Raw genomic sequence first — 14,910 nt, 5'->3', positions numbered from 1 at the left:
GGATTGAGACGCATCGAAACCGCAGATCAGAAGGCATATTGCCTGGTAGAGGCACGGGTTCGATTCCCGGCAGCTCCACATCAGAAGAAGCAGGTCAGGGGGTATTTTCACCCTGGCCTGCTTCCTTTTTGGGCACATTTTTGGGGCACATCCTGAAACTAGGTCGTCCATCTTGTCGGCCACGTCGTCGAGATCATCGGGGAACAGGTGCCCGTAATGATCGAGCGCCATCGTCGCCGTTTTGTGCCCAAGCTGCGATTGCACCGTCTTGACGTTGGCGCCGGACGCGATCATCAGCGATGCTGCCTTGTGCCGTAATTCATGGGCGGTCACTCTCGGAAAACCCGGGTTGGCGTCCTGGCACCGTTTAACCGCCGCAGCAAGCCAGTGCGTCGTGGTCGGTGGCCGCAACGGCTGCCCGTCTGCGCGGCACCACAGAAGTTCATCGGGTGCCTTCCCGACCATTGCCGGGGCCAACAGTTTGAGCACCGAGCTCGACACGGCCACCGAGCGCATCTGGTGAGTCTTCGTGGTGCCGATGATTGTCTTCGCATTTACCTTCGATGCTGAGCGCTCCACACGGATGCGGCCACGACCGAGGTCAACGTCGCGGACACGAAGCGCGGCCATCTCACCCCACCGCAGCCCGGTTGTGGCCAGCAGGAGACGATGTCGGGGTGTTTGGCCTCCTGTGCCAGAGCTGACACCTGCACGGCGGTGAGGTAGTTGCGTGCCCTGATGATCTTGCGGGGCAGCTTGACCCCTCTGGCGGGATTGGTGGCCAGACGCCGGTCACAGACGGCATCGTCCAAGATGCCCGCCAGCACGGTATGAGCGTGGGCGACCGAGGATTCCGACAACGGCAACTGCGCTACCCACGTCTGAACGTCGGTGCGCCGGATGTCAGCGATGCGACGCCTGCCCCATTTCGGTTCGACATGGACCCGCCGGATCGCACGTCGCGGCGGACGGTGCTAAGCATGGTTAGTCGGCCAGATTTGCCGACAGCGCCGTCTACATCCGCTTGCCGAAGCTGACGCCGGGCGGATTACCGCACCCAATTACTCCCGCTCGGCTCATTGCGGCAATACCGTGTCGGCATGCTTGAGGTGTCTGAGGTCGGCAACGAGGTCGGCAATGCGCAGTACAAGGCGGCCATTCCGGATCTGCGGGTCGGGCTGATCAACGCGCAGTATGACCTGCGCGACGCCGACTTCCCGCTGATCATCTGGATCGCGGGCGATGACCGTCTGGCGGCCAACGCGTTGGTCAACCGGCTCAACGAGTGGATGGATTCTCGGTACGTCGATACCCGGGTCTTCGCCGATCCCACCGAGGAGGAGTTCCAACGGCCCCAACTATGGCGGCTGTGGCGGTCTTTGCCGCCCAAGGGTCGGGCCTCCTTCTTCGTCGGCGGGTTGATGCGCGCGGCCAACCAGCGCGCCGGGGGAGAGATCGGCGAGCCGGAGTTCTCCGGGTGGCTGCGCCATATCTCCCAGATGCAGGCCGCGTTGGTCGCCGACGGTGCCCTGATCCTGAAGTTCTTCCTGCACACGCCGGCGAAGGTGCAGAAGAAGAAACTCAAGAAAGCCGAGAAGCACCCCGAGTTGGGCTGGCAGGTGGACCAGCGCGACTGGGCGGCTCTGGACACGTTGGGGCCGGTCCTGCCGATCGCGGAGCGCATACTGCGGGAGACCAGCGGTCCGGGCGCGCCGTGGACCATCGTGGAAGCCACCGACGACCGCTACCGTGATCTGACAGTCGCCCGAACGATCCTGGCCGCGCTGACCGCCCGGCTGGCCGAGGTAAACAAACACACCTCACCGACGGTTGCCGAATCGGTGTTCGGGGACTTCGACGGAGAAGCGAACGTCCTGTCCGCCGTGGACCTGTCCCAGTCGCTGGACCGAGACGAATACCGCACGACGTTGGCCAAACAGCAGGCCCGTCTGCACCGGTTGTCGATCGAGGCCCGCAAGCGTGGGGTGAGCACGGTTCTGGCGTTCGAGGGTTGGGATGCTGCGGGCAAGGGTGGCGTCATCCGGCGCGTCACCGGTGCCCTGGAGGCCGGCGACTATCGGGTGATCCCGGTGGCTGCGCCCACCGAGGAGGAGCGCAAGTACCACTACCTGTGGCGCTTCTGGCGCGATCTGCCGCCGGCGGGCAGGTTCGTCATCTTCGACCGCACGTGGTACGGCCGGGTACTGGTGGAGCGGCTGGAGGGTTTCGCCACGCCGGCGGAGTGGCAGCGGGCCTTCGACGAGATCAACGACTTCGAGAGCCAGTTGGTCGAACGCGGCTACTACGTCGCGAAGTTCTGGTTGCACATCTCCCCGGACGAGCAGCTCGCTCGGTTCAAGGCGCGCGAGGACACTCCCTACAAGAAGCACAAGATCACCGACGAGGACTACCGCAACCGCGAAAAGTGGCATGACTATGTCAAGGCCGTGGACCAGAAGATCCTGCGCACGACTTCCGACGGCGCCCAGTGGCATGTCATCCCTGCCAACAATAAGCAGTTCGCCCGCATCGCGACGCTCAAGGCGATCAACAAGGGATTGGCGCGGACGTTGCGGTAGGCGTGAGCCCGTCGGCGTTAGCTTCACCGGCGATGAACGGGTCGGGGATTGGATCCGCGAGATGAGGACGCACAGTGGGACGCCGACCGCGACCAGGCGTCGGCGTGCGCGGGCAGCGGCCAGCCGACGGTGTAACCCGGCACCCGGTCGGCGAACTCGAGGACCAGCCGGTCAAAGCCGTCCTGGCCCGCCAGTCGCACCGCGGCCAGGTGCGCCACGTTTCCGGTCGGCGCCTGGCTGACGTCGGCCGTTCCGGCTCCCGGCAACCCCGGCGGGGTGGCCGGTTGCTGCACGGGTGCGGGGTGCGAAGTGCATGTCGCCAGAGCCGTCATGATCCATGCGGCACACAGCACCTTGATCGGGGGCAGCCACATGCTCTTGGACAGTAGCGGTTGCAGGTCTCAGGACTCTTTCACCTGCGAGTACCAGATCCGGTCTGCGACAGCGACGATGTCGTCGGAGATCGCCGAGATCCGCCGGTAGAACTCGCGTCGGGCGGTGACGACGCTGATATCGGTGACTTCGAGCAGGTCACCGGCGGCCTGGCGATAGATTCGCTCCAGATTGCGCTGCGACTTGACCGCGGCGTCGGCGGCCTCAGTCGCGGGCGGGGCGAGCTTGCTGCGCCGCTCGTCCAGGGACGTGAATGCGGTCTGGAGGTGCTGGGCGCCCTCGGCGAGCAGGACGGCCATGTCAGCGGTCGCCTGATCGGGCTTGAAGGCCATGGCTTCGGATTCGCGCACGGTGTTCTTGGCGCCGTTGATCACTTTGTCGAGATCGCGTGACAACTGGAACAGGTCCTCGGGCTGCATCGGCGTGGTGAAGGCCTCGCTGACGGCGTCGACGAGTTTGCACCGCACTTCGTCGCAGTCGTGCTCGGCGGCGCGGACGTCGGCGGCGCGGGCGGAGTCCCCGCCTGCCCACGCGGTGAAGGCCTCCATTCCGTGTACCGTGATCGTTGCCTGCTCCTGCAGCATTCCGATGACATCGGGGGTTTCGGGGAGAAACCAGCGACTGCCTTTGCGGCTCATAACGCTCTCCAAACGAGTAGTCCGGCGACCGCCATCAGCGCGGCCGCCGGAATCGTGGTCAGCCACGCGATGCCCATCTCGCGCACGATCTGCCAGCTCACGTGCTTCCACCGCCGCCGCCCGCCGCCGACACCGACGACCGAGGAGGCCACCACCTGGGTGGTGCTCACCGGAGCTCCGATGAGGGAGGCGCCGAGGATGACTGCCGTGGACGAGGCCTGACTGGCGATGGAGTCGATGGGTGTCAGGCTGAAGATGCGATGGCCGATCGTCTTGACGATGCGCCATCCGCCCAACGCTGTGCCCGCGGTCAGGGCCACGCCCGTAACGACTTTCGCCCACAGCGGCACCGACATCGTGGTGGTCTGCCCGGAGGCCAGCAGCAGGACCGCGATGACGCCCATCGACTTCTGGGCGTCGTTGCCGCCGTGGCTGAACGAAAGTCCCGCTGCCGCAACCCATCCGCTGCCGCGGACCGGACCGATCCACCGCGTCGTCCAGCGCCGCGACATCAGGCGCAGTAGGCGCAGGAGCAGGAACGCGACGGCGAAGCCGAGGGGCGGGGAGGTCAGCAGGGCGACCAGAACACCGATGACGCCCGTGGGGTGCCAGCCGTCGAAGCCGCCCCACTGGACGGAGCCGAGTCCGCCGGAGCCCGAGAGAATGCCGTCGGCGACGGCCGCGCCGACTAGACCCCCGACCAGAGCGTGCCCCGACGACGACGGCAGGCCCCGCCACCAGGTGATGGCGTTCCAGGCTGTCGCGCCAGCCAGGCCCGCCCCGACTACGGGAATCATCTGGGCCTGCGGCACGGTGACGATCTTGCCAATGGTGTCGGCCACGGCCGTGCCGAGCAGGACCGCACCGCCCATGTTGAACACCGCAGAGAGGGCGACGGCCTGGCCCGGGGTCGCTGCCCGCGTCGCCACCAGGGTGGCGATGGCGTTGGAGGCATCGTGGAAGCCGTTGGTCAGGGCGAAGGCCACCGCGAAGCCGATGGCGATGACCAGCCCGACGTGCAAGTGACTTCTCCCGTGAACGCTGACCGCGCGGTGAATCGGCCGTGTATGCCGGGTGAACATAGCAAAAACTGTGGGTGAACGGCGCGGGCCCGATCGCCCGATCGGTAGCGCAGTGACCGGTCTGCTGCGTTGCCGCACGTCGCGGCGTAGATCCCGGGGCTGGCTGGGCACATTTTGGGCACATTCGATAGCCAAGCCGGGCAATCCTGGTGAATCCCGGTCAATGTGAATCAGCAGCTCAGAGCCGATTTATCCCTCTGACCGGCACCGCGAAACGGGTTCGATTCCCGGCAGCTCCACCGGAAAGATGCAGGTCAGGGACGCAATCCCTGGCCTGTTTTCTTTTCCCATCAACATCTCATCAACATATCGCGGCTAAGCTCGCCGTCATGGCATCGCTGCGCCGTGGTACGCGCAACGATGGAAGTACCTACGTCCAGGTGCTCTACCGGCTCAACGGCAAGCAGACCTCCACCTCCTTCCAGGACCTCGCCGGGGCCACGAAGTTCCAGAAGCTTATGGACAAGTTCGGACCCGCCAAAGGCGCTGGAGACCCTCTGCACCGACCCGGAGTTCTCGGCCATCACGGTCCACGAGTGGATCGAGCACCACATCGATCACCTGACCGGGCTACGCAAGTCGACTCTCTACGACTACCGGTCGTATCTGAAGAACGACATCGATGAGCCCCGCGGCGACTTGCCGCTGGTGGCACTGTCGAGAGACGACATCGCGCGGTGGACGCAGGGCCTCTCGGAGAAGGGTGCCTCAGGCAAGACGATCGCCAACAAGCACGGGTTCCTGTCGTCGGCTCTCAATGCCGCCGTCCGGGCGGCCCGCATCCCGTCTAACCCGGCGGCAGGACAGCGCATGCCTACCACCGAGCGACCCGACATGATCTGCCTGACTCGGGAGGACTTCGCTCGTTTGCTGGACAACGTCACCGAGTACTGGCGACCGCTGGTCGCGTTCCTGGTGGCTTCCGGCTGCCGCCAGTACGAGGCCACCGCGCTGAAGCCCTCCGACATTGACCGAGTCAACAACACCGCGCGCATCTCCAGGGCCTGGAAGCGGACCTACGACCGGGGTGGATACGAGATCGGCCCACCGAAGACCAAGAAGTCGGTACGCACCATCAACGCCCCCAAGGAACAAGGCTGGGCGACCGGTCAAGGGCAATGGCTTCCATGACCGGATCTGGCAGCCAGCTGTCGACCGCACTTGGCCCTCGGCGACGAGGAAGGCAACCCGATAACCGACAAGTCGGTGCCGATCCTGCGTCCGCGCATTCACGACCTTCCGAAGCCGGGGGTGGGTCGAGGTAGTCCAGGCGGCTTTGGGCGCGACCCGCATGTCGGTCACCAGGTCGTAGTAGCTCGCCCGGCCTTTCCGCTCGCAAGACGACGTCCCTGACGTCTCGCACAGCACCCTGACCACAGGCACCGCCGCTACGGCACCCCTGGCACGCGGGTGCGCATGTAACAGACGTGGCGTCGGGCGGGCGGTTGTTAGCCAGGTAGCAGGCGCGTGCTCCTGCACGGCGTGTCTCCGCTGCGGCCTGCAAATCAGTTCGGGCGGGGGATCGGTCTGGCCGACGCCACCCGCAGGTCAACCGTGAAGTACTGAATATCGGGGTTCTCGTTCACGACGATCTCGCGCAGCTTGGCGAAGACCTTGTCCAGGGCGTCCAGCGCATTGCCCTCGACCGGTACCATCGATATTCCGACGTCGAACCAGTGGCCGCCATACCGGGTCAAGCCGTGGGCGAACCCGGGCAGATCAGTGTGGTCCTCGGGATTCCAGGAAATGACTTCCAACGTCTTGTCGCTCATCAGTTCCCTTTCAGCAGCGTTGGGTCGTAGACGCTGCGCTCAGGATTATCCACGGTATCCACGTTGGCGCGCTTAGGAGGGTGGCTGCGTGCCCAACCACTAGCGCTCCCTTCGTCCGCCCTTTGCCCTCAGGGCTGCAACCGGGTTATCGGAGCCCCCGGGTGCGTGGTCTTCTTGGACCGGGTTCGGTCGCGTGCTCCCGGAGCGGGACGATAACCTGATTGTTGCCGCCGCTGCCGAAAGCAAGATCTGCGTTCTACTGAGCATCCCCACCCTGATCGGGGTCGGCCTGTTTCAGCTCACTGGAGCCGCATGGCTCGACCCGGCAGCCGGATTCATCATCGCCGTCTTCGCCATCCACGAAGGCCGCGAAGCCTGGCCGGTGAACTCGTCGGCGACGATTAGCGCAGAACCATCTCAGCGCCGGGTCGCGCTCGCAGTGCAGTGCCGGGACTGCACCGGCGGCGATACGCTTCGGCCTGTGACGGACGTAGAGGCTCGCGCGGCTCACTGGGACGAGCGGTACCGCACCGTGGGCGCGGACCGTGTCAGCTGGTTCGAAGCAGAGCCCCACCAGTCGCTGGCGCTTCTGCAGATGGCGGATGCAGGGCCATCGTCATCGGTGATCGACATCGGAGGAGGAGCCTCGCTGCTTGCCAAGTGTCTCGTCGAGCAGGGCTACCACGATGTTTCGGTCCTCGATATCTCACAGGAGGCGCTCGACGCCGCCAAGAATCGCCTCCCTCGACCGGACGCAGTCACCTGGATCAAGGCTGATCTGCTCGAATGGGTCCCGGACCGGCGCTGGCAGGTCTGGCACGACAGGGCCGTCTTCCACTTCCTCACCGAACAACGCGACCGAGCCACCTACCGGTTACTGCTGCACCGGGCAATCGGGCCCGGCGGAGCAGCCATCATCGCGACCTTCGGCGAAGACGGACCGACGTCATGCTCGGGGCTGCCCGTCGCCCGCTACAGCCCGAAACAACTCATCGCCGAACTCGGCCCAGGCTTCACACCGATCGGTTCCGGTGGTGTCGACCATGTCACCCCAACCGGACTGACACAGAAGTTCACCTGGGTTGCGCTTCGTGCCGACCGACCATAGACGCCACCAGGTGAGATCGGTCCGCGGCTGGGTGCACAATCTACGAAGTGAGTTCTCTGCGGCGGATTGGCCGAGCGCTGTTCGCGTTTTGGCTGGTGATCGTTGCCGGGACTGCGGGCTATCTGATCCTCGGGTTCGGATTTGTCGATGCGCGATACCAGACGGTCACGACGATCACGACGGTGGGTTTCCGCGAGGTTCACCTGCTGTCCACGGTGGGCGAGTTCTTCACGATCGCGCTGATCCTCGTGGGTGTGGGAACCGCGCTCTACATGTTCGGGGTCGTTCTCGAAGCGCTCGTCGAGGGGCACCTACGCCAGCAGCTGAGGAGGTGGCGGATGGACCGGCAGATAGGCCAGATGACTGGTCATTTCATCATCTGCGGATGGGCCGCGTGGGTCGGGCCAGCGTGCAATATCTCGACGCGCTCGGGAAGCAGGTCGTCGTCGTCGACCGAGACCCCGCCCGCCTGCAGGGTCTCGACTATCCGACGGTGCTGGGCGACGTCACCGACGACCGCATCCTGGAGGCCGCTGGCATCGAGCATGCCCATGCGCTGATCTCGGCGCTGAACACCGATGCGGACAACGTTTACGTGACCTTGTCCAGTCGAGCGTTGCGACCCGATCTCGTCATCATCGCCCGTGCCCGCACGCAGGAGTCGAAGTCAAAATTGTTGCGGGCCGGTGCCAACCGGGCCGTCAATCCACAACTGATCGGCGGGCGGCGGCTGGCGCCGTTTGCATTGCAGCCTTGCGTGGCCGAGTTCCTCGCCGTCGTCATTGCACGACGAGACACTCGATTACCGAATCGAGGAAGTGAAGATCACTCCCGCCTCGCCTCTGGTCCGTCGGTGTTTGGCCTATACGGCGCTTGGGTTGACGAACGGGGCGATGGTGCTGGCCATAAGGACCGCGAGTGGCCAGTTCATCGCGAACCCGGCTCCGGACACGCCCCTGGATCCCGACACGATCCTGATCGCCCTCGGGACTTCGGCTCAACTCCGTTCCCTACGGAGCCATGTCGACCCGGTCCGATGACAGGCATCGACCATCGCGCCGTGTGGCGGGCTGCCTCAAGAAAGAGAGCACATACGCGACGGCATCGGAGCCGAGGGTCTCGGCAGGTCCTTGCCCATGTCGCGGTGTCTTGAATCTTCGTCGCTGAATGTCCTGGCAGGGAATCGTCAGCCCCGCATCGACACCGGTGAGGAATCACTGTCGACACGGAGATGTCTCCCACAACGTTGCTTGACAAATGGGCGGCCCTTGATTTGCAGGCACGCAGCGCACTGGCCACGACCCTTCGCCAGGTGTCCGAGACCTTCGCCGAGGTGCCGGACGGGAAGACAGGCTCACACGTGCTCGGTGTACTTGCGCAGTTGCTTGACCCGTGCGCCACAGGGGGTTGAGGGTTGTGGATGCACATTCGGCTGCACTCAGTACGAGGTTTGCTGAGTCCGACTATTGCAGAACCGGGTGAGCGAGCTAAGAAAAGAGCGAATACTCAGCACGCACATAAACAACACCCGCACGAAAGGCCGAACGGTTAGTCCACCAAACCGTGCCCCGCTTAGGCTGTGCGCAGCGCCAACTCCTGGGCGCAGCCCCCCCGGGGGCAGCGATCAACCCACGGGAGAAAACATGATAACCACTCATCAGGGCCGTGCCGACTGGCGAGGCCGGACCATCGCCGCCGTCCTGCTGGCCGCGTTTGCGAGCGTCGTCGGCATGGTGAGCGCACCCGCCCCGGCACATGCCGCCGACGCCTACATTGCACTGGCCATCGGATTCATCAACGAAAATCCCCCTGTCACGATGGTCGGAGGCTCGGCAATCAGCTCGACCCAAGATCAGGCCGGCATCGGGTCGCTGTCGAACTGCCAGAACAATGGCGGTAGCCACTGCGTTACTGAGGTCATTGCCAAGAACGAGTGCGCAGCGGCCGCCTCGAACGACTACGGCGAAATGACGGGGGCATCTGACCCATCGCTTTCCGTCGCCGAAACCAAGGCCAAAGGCATGCTGCAGAACCAGCAGGGCGCAAAGGTCATCGTGTCGGGTTGCTCGAGTGGGGCTACCCAGCCGCCACCGCCGAACCAGCCGCCACCGCCGCCCGCGCCGAAGCAGGGCCCGACGGTTTCGTTCCAGACGATCGTGGGTGGACTGTTGGCTCGCATCACCGACCGCAGTGGAGTGACGTCGCAGTGCACATACGCGACGGACAACTTAAACCGCAGCTTCGGGCTGCCGGCCAACTCCACGTACGACCTGAAGATCGTCCCAGCCGTTCCGCAGTTCCGGAACTGGACCGTCACCATCACATGTGACAACGGAACGAGCACAACGGCGACGACGTACTTCTGAGTCCGCGCGTTCGTGTTACCCGAACCGCCCGTACCGTGTTGCGACGGTCCGGGCGTGTTTCGGGCGATTCTGTTGACCGCGTCGAAACCTGAAAGCGCTGTGCAGTCGCTTAGCGGAGTCCTATGCCCGCGAAGGTCCTGACGCACCGGATACGGCGTCAGCGTCCGGCTACGGCGGCGATATGGGCCGCGACGGCGTCGGCGACGCGGAGTGTCGGGGGGTCTTGCGCTGGAAGATATTGGTCGAGGGCCGAGTCGTATGCGGCGCCGCCGATCGAACCGTGATCGGCGTCCAACTCCTCGAACTCGACCGGCCAGTCAGCTCGGCGGAGCGCGGTGGCGAACTGCGGACTGGCGGCCACGGGGAGGACGTCGTCGGCCACCAATCGGCCGGAGATCGGAGCTCGCGCGGTGAAGGCGCCTGCGAGGCAGACGGTATGGGCGAATGAGACGTCGAAGCTCGCCGAGTTCACGGTCAGCGCCGCCGCGGCGACGCCGCCCATCGACCAGCCAACGAGGACCACGCCATCGGGGTCGGTGGTGAATCGGCGAGCGAAGTCAACGGATTGCAGCAGTGCGGCACGTCCTCCGTCGGACGCATGCGAGTCCCAGTCGGGCACCACGACGGCGACGCGATGGCGGACGATCAGTTGGGCGAGCGTCCGCACGCTGGCACGTGCATCGGTCTGCATGCCGTGCCATAGCAGAACAGCGGGTTGCGACGGGTCTCCGAAGACGTCGACCAGTCGTCCGGGGGCGTACTCCCGTGTCGACATCGGATGGGACCCGCCGTGGACGTCCATGGTGAAGCGGTACCCCGTGTGGTGGCCGCGAACCTCGTCGTCGCGCTGGGGGTTGGCGACCGGCGATCGGGGTATTGAGAGCGGGATGGGTAGCGGTCGCATTCACGCCAGGAGACACACATGGTCGGTTGGTTGGATCGGCTCCAACGCCGGCACCGAACGGTCGGGTTCGCGATCGCCGTCGTCTACAAGTACGTCGACGACCAGGGCGGCTATCTCGCCGCACTGATCACCTACTACGCGTTCGTATCGCTTTTCCCTGCGCTCCTGCTGTTGACGACGGTACTCGGCGTCGTGCTGGTCGGTCATCCCGGACTGCAGCAACAGATACTGCAGTCCGCGTTCGCCCAGTTCCCCGTCATCGGCGACCAACTCGGGCAACCGCAAGGGTTGAGCGGCGGGACACTCGGCGTCGTCATCGGCATCGTCGGCGCGCTGTATGGAGGTCTGGGCGTGGGTCAGGCGGTGCAGAACGGCATGGACACGTTGTGGGCCGTGCCGCGCAATGACAGACCCGACCCGCTGCGGTCTCGCCTCCGCAGTCTGTTTCTGCTCCTACTGCTCGGCACGGGCCTGGTCGCGACCACCGTGCTCTCCGCCGTCGGGCGTGCATCCGAGTCGTTCGGCGCACTGGGCAAGGCGATGATCGTCGTGGCGGCGGTTGCCATCAACACGGCGGTATGTCTGGTCGCCTTCCGGGTCGCGACGGCGCGGGACGTCACCTACCGCCAGATTGCGCCAGGCGCGGTCAGCGCAGCGGTCTCCTGGCAGGTATTGCAATGGGTCGGTGCGGTCTACGTGGCGCACGTCGTCAAGAGTGCGAGCGCGACCAACAGCGTGTTCGCGCTCGTTCTCGGCCTGCTGGCCTTCTTGTACATGATCGCGACGACGTTGCTCCTCTGCGCGACGGCGAACGTGGTGGCGGTCGAGCACCTTTATCCGCGTGCCCTCCTGACCCAGTTCACCGACGACGTGGCACTGACCAGAGGTGATCGACGCACATATACGGCCCAGGCAAAGGCCCAACGTGCCAAGGGTTTTCAGCGGATCGACGTCAGCTTCGACGACCACAAAGACACCCCAGAGACCGAAGGCGACGCCTGAGGTCACTCGAGCTGCGAGTCGAATACGTTGCCGGCGGTGGAGTCGGTCTGCTCCGACGAGAACGAGACGGTCCGCAGCAGCGGGCCGATCACGGCATCGAAGACGAACGGGATCAGGCGGTAGGCGGCGATCGCCGGGCGGTTGATCAACCCGACGTGACGTTCGCTGGACCGTCGCCGGTTGGTGGCGCGGACGATCGCGGCCGCTACGACGCCCGGGGCGCCCGCGGTCGGTGGGACGAGCGGTGCGCGGCCGAGGTAGTTGCCTGCGGTGCCATACACCGGGGTGTCGACCGGTCCCGGGTAGATGCCGTGGATGCGAACATCCGGCAGGTGCCGATTCTCCTGGCGCAGCGCCCGAACCAGGCCGTTCAACGCGAACTTGCTTACGACGTAGGCAGATTGGTAGGGGACTGCCATCACACCGAGTAGAGACCCGACCAACACCAGGTGTCCGGTACCGCGGGCCTGGAAATGGGTGAGTGCCGAACGCGCGACGTTCGCCGCTCCGAAGAGGTTGGTACGCACGATGTTCTCGAAGACGTCGACCGGCAGGTCTTCGAATCGGCCGAAGGCCGTGATCGCCGCGCACTGCGCCGCGACGTCCACCCGCCCGAAACGCTCCACCGTGCGATCGAACAACAGCTGGACTCGATCGGCATCGGAGATGTCGGTGGGCTGAACGAGGACTTCGGCCGCACCCTCGGCGCGGCATTCGTCGGCCACCCGCTCGAGCGGCGCCCTGGACCGGGCAGCCAAGACGAGGTGAGCACCACGGCGGGAGTAGCACAGTGCGGTCTCCCTTCCAATCCCACTGGAAGCGCCGATCACCACCACCACTTGAGCATTGCAGTGGGCGTGGTCTTCTGCGGTCGTCATCGTGATGTGGCCCTTCGACGTTCGGCCACGGCGAGTACGCCCAGGGCCGTGGTGGCAGCGACCGGTGTCCAGCCGCCGCGGAGAGTTGCCAGCACAGCCGCACCGACGGCGGCCGGCGCCAGCAGCGCTACGGGATCGCGACGCCGTTCACGCAGTCGATCGAGGGCCATCGGGGTCCCCGACACGAGATTGGCCGCGATGACGGCCGCATCCGGCACTCCGGCGCGGCCCTTCCCCGCTGCACGCTTGACCGCCAGTGCGCTCCACAGCACCAACGTCGCGTCGTGCACCCGCCGTAGGGCAATTCGTCCGTCCATCCGATCTCCGTCCTCGAATCCCATTGCCGCACTTGTCCCGGCGGCGCCTTCGGCCAAGCCGTCCAGAAGTTCCAGCGCTCCCTCCGCAGAGGACCGCGTCGGTGACCAACCCAGGTCACGGCGCGCCTTCGACGTATCCATGAGGGGGCTGTTGGTGGCCACGTCGTACCAGCCGGGGACCAGCGCGACCAGCCGAAGACTGCTCAGTGCACTCACCGCCGTTCGCATCAAGGGGCGGTTCACCTCGACCGGGCGCGCCTTGACCAAGGCGGCCAGTGCCTCGCCGTCCAAGGCGTCGGCAGCGACGTTGTACGAGCCCCGTGCGCGACGCTGCATCAGCCGGATGACCGCGTCGCCGACGTCGTCGGCGTGAACGAACTGCAGAGCGAGTCCGGCCGGAAGGGGAAGAATCGGCAACCCCGACCGACGGAGCAGGTCGTATGCGAACCGCGGAATCAGCGGACCGATGTACAGCGACCGGATCAACCATGCCGTCTCCCGCTGAACCACCACCGTCGGGCGGAAGCGAGCCACCACCGTGTCCGGATGGTCCAGCTCGAATTGATCCAGCAGGCCCTCCACCACGACCTTGTGTCGACTGTAGATCGACGTGGGCTGGCCGGTCGCCGACCATGTCTCCGAGACGGGCGCCGTCGACCCGGGGGCGTAGATACCGAGGCTCGACGCGTAGACCAACTGCTGAACCCCGGCGTTGGACATCGCGGCCAGAACCGCCTGTGTGCCAACGACGTTCGCCCGGTACAGATAGTCCTCGTCGCGCACGGGCTGAACGGCCAGTGCGAGGTGGATCACGACGTCGGCGTCCCGCATCGCGGACTCCAACTGGGTCGTTGCGCTTGGCAGCGACAGATCGACGGCGTGCCACTGCACCCGCTCGTAGATCTTTCCCGTCGTGGGCGGTCGCCGACATACGCCGATCACCTCGGCGTCGGGTACGTGGCGGGCCAGGGCCCGCAACACGCCGGCCCCGACATTGCCCGAGGCGCCGGTGACCACGATCCGTCGGGGCTTGGCCGTCGGGCATGGATCGGAGCCGCCGTCGGTGTCGTCGTCGTTCACGCCGTGTGTGCCTTCCGGACGTTGATGGAAACCGTTACCTGCCACCGTACCGAGACGCCAAGCGGAGAACGAACCTCGGGACGGGCTTGAAGGCGCCCGGGTCGGGCACTCTCGCGGACATGACTGAAAGCGACTCGAACTCCGACGACGAGACACCCACCGAGGCCACGGACCCGCCTCCCCGCCCGCCCGACCACGCTCGCGAGGGTGGAATGGCCACCCGTGAGGTAGCACCCGACGTGGTGAAGAAGTCCAAGGAGTGAACGCATAGTGACGACTGCGGCAGTGAGCGCGATCGTTGCAGCCGGCCCGGTGGCGGCGACCCCTGCCGCCGGTCCGAGTGCCGTTGACGGGCGTGTTTCGGTTGTGCGATCACAAGGCTCGGACGTTCGTGCGTGCGGTGGGGGACGCGCAGGGCCTCGCCTTGATCAGCGCTGGGGGAAACACCGTGACTGCCCAGGTGAGTCTCGCGTACGCGCCCGTCGACACTCACTACACCATCAGGCTCATCCAGACGCCCGTACCGAGCGCGCTGGATTGCGGTCCGGGAGTTCCAGGGAGCGGCCGAGGGCTTCGGCGTCCATCAATCGGCGCACCTCTGGGTAGCCGGTGACCAGCCAGGCTTCGTCGCCGACCTGAGTGCGGACGCGGTGAATCGCACCGGCCGATTGCAGGGCGCACAGTTCGGGTGGGGGCTCGAGTGGGTGTCGCTGCAGAAGCGGAAGCTGGACTGACGCGGTCACGGATTCCTCCTGGTGATGACACATCGGGTTCGCTTGCGCTCAGGCTAG

At 65.5% G+C, this 14,910-nt stretch carries 15 protein-coding genes and 3 pseudogenes; 7 read left to right on the top strand and 11 right to left on the bottom strand.

Features of this window, described 5'->3' with window-relative positions:
- Together VET27_RS14635 and VET27_RS14630 are read right to left on the bottom strand one after the other, a co-directional pair.
- Nucleotides 1-630: site-specific integrase (locus tag VET27_RS14635; RefSeq protein ID WP_526519277.1), on the bottom strand; the 630-nt coding region annotated here is incomplete at its 3' end.
- Nucleotides 555-827: a hypothetical protein gene (locus tag VET27_RS14630; RefSeq protein WP_526519274.1), complete on the bottom strand. Its 273-nt coding sequence runs from the start codon at nucleotides 825-827 to the stop codon at nucleotides 555-557. The genes VET27_RS14635 and VET27_RS14630, both read right to left, overlap by 76 nt.
- Before the next feature lie 273 nt (nucleotides 828-1,100).
- Here VET27_RS14630 and pap point away from each other — a divergent pair, with 273 nt between their 5' ends.
- A complete protein-coding gene (pap, locus tag VET27_RS14625) occupies nucleotides 1,101-2,579 on the top strand; it encodes a polyphosphate:AMP phosphotransferase (protein WP_526519272.1) in 1,479 nt (492 codons plus the stop codon).
- A gap of 23 nt (nucleotides 2,580-2,602) precedes the next feature.
- Here pap and VET27_RS14620 read toward each other — a convergent pair whose 3' ends face one another.
- Genes VET27_RS14620 through VET27_RS14610 form a run of 3 tightly spaced genes read right to left on the bottom strand, consistent with a single transcriptional unit; the run spans nucleotide 2,603 to nucleotide 4,692 of the window.
- A complete protein-coding gene (locus VET27_RS14620; protein ID WP_526519270.1) occupies nucleotides 2,603-2,953 on the bottom strand; it encodes a hypothetical protein in 351 nt (116 codons plus the stop codon).
- A 27-nt stretch (nucleotides 2,954-2,980) separates the two neighbouring features.
- Nucleotides 2,981-3,610, bottom strand: coding sequence for a DUF47 domain-containing protein (locus tag VET27_RS14615; protein WP_526519268.1), 630 nt, complete (start codon nucleotides 3,608-3,610; stop codon nucleotides 2,981-2,983).
- Complete coding sequence (locus VET27_RS14610; protein ID WP_526519266.1) at nucleotides 3,607-4,692, bottom strand: inorganic phosphate transporter; 1,086 nt, start codon at nucleotides 4,690-4,692, stop codon at nucleotides 3,607-3,609. Before VET27_RS14610 ends, VET27_RS14615 begins: the two co-directional genes overlap by 4 nt.
- Before the next feature lie 360 nt (nucleotides 4,693-5,052).
- On the opposite strand from VET27_RS14610, the gene VET27_RS14605 reads away from it, so the two are divergent.
- Nucleotides 5,053-5,823, top strand: coding sequence for a site-specific integrase (locus tag VET27_RS14605; RefSeq protein WP_526519290.1), 771 nt, complete (start codon nucleotides 5,053-5,055; stop codon nucleotides 5,821-5,823).
- Between the two features lie 183 nt (nucleotides 5,824-6,006).
- On the opposite strand, the pseudogene VET27_RS14600 reads toward VET27_RS14605, so the two are convergent.
- Both VET27_RS14600 and VET27_RS14595 read right to left on the bottom strand, forming a co-directional pair.
- Nucleotides 6,007-6,060 (bottom strand): annotated as a pseudogene (locus VET27_RS14600) (hypothetical protein); the annotation flags it as partial.
- A gap of 137 nt (nucleotides 6,061-6,197) precedes the next feature.
- On the bottom strand, nucleotides 6,198-6,464 hold the full coding sequence (locus VET27_RS14595) for a hypothetical protein (RefSeq protein ID WP_526519264.1): 267 nt from the start codon (nucleotides 6,462-6,464) through the stop codon (nucleotides 6,198-6,200).
- A gap of 193 nt (nucleotides 6,465-6,657) precedes the next feature.
- On the opposite strand from VET27_RS14595, the gene VET27_RS14590 reads away from it, so the two are divergent.
- The 3 genes and pseudogenes from VET27_RS14590 to VET27_RS14580 all read left to right on the top strand — a co-directional run bounded on the left by VET27_RS14590 (nucleotide 6,658) and on the right by VET27_RS14580 (nucleotide 9,938).
- A complete protein-coding gene (locus tag VET27_RS14590) occupies nucleotides 6,658-7,572 on the top strand; it encodes a class I SAM-dependent methyltransferase (RefSeq protein ID WP_526519262.1) in 915 nt (304 codons plus the stop codon).
- A gap of 47 nt (nucleotides 7,573-7,619) precedes the next feature.
- A pseudogene (locus VET27_RS14585) lies at nucleotides 7,620-8,612 on the top strand (potassium channel family protein).
- A gap of 603 nt (nucleotides 8,613-9,215) precedes the next feature.
- On the top strand, nucleotides 9,216-9,938 hold the full coding sequence (locus VET27_RS14580) for a DUF4189 domain-containing protein (protein WP_526519260.1): 723 nt from the start codon (nucleotides 9,216-9,218) through the stop codon (nucleotides 9,936-9,938).
- Between the two features lie 157 nt (nucleotides 9,939-10,095).
- Here the strand turns inward: VET27_RS14580 and VET27_RS14575 are convergent, their stop codons facing one another.
- The gene (locus tag VET27_RS14575) at nucleotides 10,096-10,713 is read right to left on the bottom strand and encodes an alpha/beta fold hydrolase (RefSeq protein ID WP_526519288.1); all 618 of its coding nucleotides are present in this window, start codon (nucleotides 10,711-10,713) and stop codon (nucleotides 10,096-10,098) included.
- 147 nt (nucleotides 10,714-10,860) lie between these two features.
- Between VET27_RS14575 and VET27_RS14570 the strand changes: the two genes are divergently transcribed.
- Nucleotides 10,861-11,844, top strand: a complete 984-nt coding sequence (locus tag VET27_RS14570; protein ID WP_526519258.1) for a YhjD/YihY/BrkB family envelope integrity protein — start codon at nucleotides 10,861-10,863, stop codon at nucleotides 11,842-11,844.
- Between the two features lie 2 nt (nucleotides 11,845-11,846).
- Here VET27_RS14570 and VET27_RS14565 read toward each other — a convergent pair whose 3' ends face one another.
- Nucleotides 11,847-12,722 carry an SDR family NAD(P)-dependent oxidoreductase gene (locus VET27_RS14565; protein WP_526519256.1) on the bottom strand — a complete coding sequence of 292 codons (876 nt, stop codon included), beginning with the start codon at nucleotides 12,720-12,722 and terminating at the stop codon, nucleotides 11,847-11,849.
- A complete protein-coding gene (locus tag VET27_RS14560; protein WP_526519254.1) occupies nucleotides 12,719-14,119 on the bottom strand; it encodes an NAD-dependent epimerase/dehydratase family protein in 1,401 nt (466 codons plus the stop codon). The genes VET27_RS14565 and VET27_RS14560 overlap by 4 nt, the downstream gene beginning before the upstream one ends.
- 119 nt (nucleotides 14,120-14,238) lie before the next feature.
- Here VET27_RS14560 and VET27_RS14555 point away from each other — a divergent pair, with 119 nt between their 5' ends.
- A complete protein-coding gene (locus VET27_RS14555; protein ID WP_526519252.1) occupies nucleotides 14,239-14,382 on the top strand; it encodes a hypothetical protein in 144 nt (47 codons plus the stop codon).
- Nucleotides 14,383-14,661: 279 nt separating this feature from the next.
- Here the strand turns inward: VET27_RS14555 and VET27_RS14550 are convergent.
- Nucleotides 14,662-14,862, bottom strand: a pseudogene (locus VET27_RS14550) (cytochrome P450); the annotation flags it as partial.
- Nucleotides 14,863-14,910 lie beyond the last annotated feature (48 nt).

Origin of the sequence: Mycobacterium sp. (genome assembly GCF_035633495.1) — a bacterium.
GTDB lineage: Bacteria > Actinomycetota > Actinomycetes > Mycobacteriales > Mycobacteriaceae > Mycobacterium.
This window is presented reverse-complemented; position numbering and strand designations above follow the sequence as displayed.